Annotated in this window: 1 protein-coding gene; it reads right to left on the reverse strand. The window is 56.5% G+C overall.

The window, feature by feature from the left end:
- A partial coding sequence (locus V6D20_21855) for a hypothetical protein (GenBank protein HEY9818429.1) occupies positions 1-875 on the reverse strand: 875 nt, incomplete at its 3' end.
- Positions 876-1,058: the final 183 nt, after the last annotated feature.

The raw sequence follows: 1,058 nt of genomic DNA on the forward strand, positions 1-1,058 counted from the left end.
TTGCTGGGGGTGCCGTGCTCGTGCACCAGATCCTTCTTAAAGCCATCCAGCGAGGGCATCCCATAGACGAGAGCGCGCTGCTTGGCGATGGCATCCACCTCGTGCTCTTCCGCCAATAAACCCAAAGGCCCATACATACCGGTACCCTCGCCCGTAAGAGTGGGCCAATCTTCCTTTTTGTGCGCCTCCAGAGACGGCCAATGGACCTTTTTGCTAATGGCGCGCCCGCTCTTGCTCTTTTCCAAACAGCGCTTAAAGTAGTGGGTTGGCACAAACATGGTGTTCAGGTGAGCGCCTACCTGCTCGGTGTCGTCGCTCACCTTGGCTCCGTGCACCACGTCCAGCGACATCAGGGGTATGTAGTAGGGCATGACCTTTTGCTGCATATGCTTAAAAACGTCCTTGTAGCGGGATCCTTCCAAGGTAGCCTCTGCAAGGCTATCAAACGTGGCGGCAATCATCATGCCGGTATCCTCACAGTCTCCACTCCACGTGACCCCTGCATCACCAAAGTTCTCGTAGCCTTGCTTCAACTGATTCAGGTACCTCTTGAAACGGGTGTTCCTATCGACTTCATCGCTAATGTAGTCGAGATACTGGGCGACATAGACACAGATGAGTGCCATGGTCTGGGCTTGGCGCGTGTGGTTCATCTTCATGTAGTCTTCAGGCCGCTGAGCGGGTTGCTCGCGACGGAGGACGACCTCGAGGGCATTGTCCCAAAAGCGGCCATTGCTCTTGGGCGTCTCGTACTTGACGTAGGCCATGGCCGGCAGGGGGACGCCCCCGGTGAACTCTAGCCCGCTCTCACTGATATCATAGGGAGCCTGAATACGCTCCGTGTTAGGAATAGTGTCCCCAACGTGTTGCGTCATCCTGATGGTGCTCTCTATGTACTGGTTCAACCGCTCGCCTTGCGCCTGCACGGTGGCGCCTATCAGGGACTTGATCCCGGCGTGGGGGAGCGGCGCAAAGCGGAGCCCGTCCAAGTCGACCTTGTTGATGGTTAGCAGCACTTTGCCCTTGATCAAATCGTCGGCCGTGTGCATAACAAAGGG

This window comes from Candidatus Obscuribacterales bacterium (genome assembly GCA_036703605.1).
Taxonomy (GTDB): domain Bacteria; phylum Cyanobacteriota; class Cyanobacteriia; order RECH01; family RECH01; genus RECH01.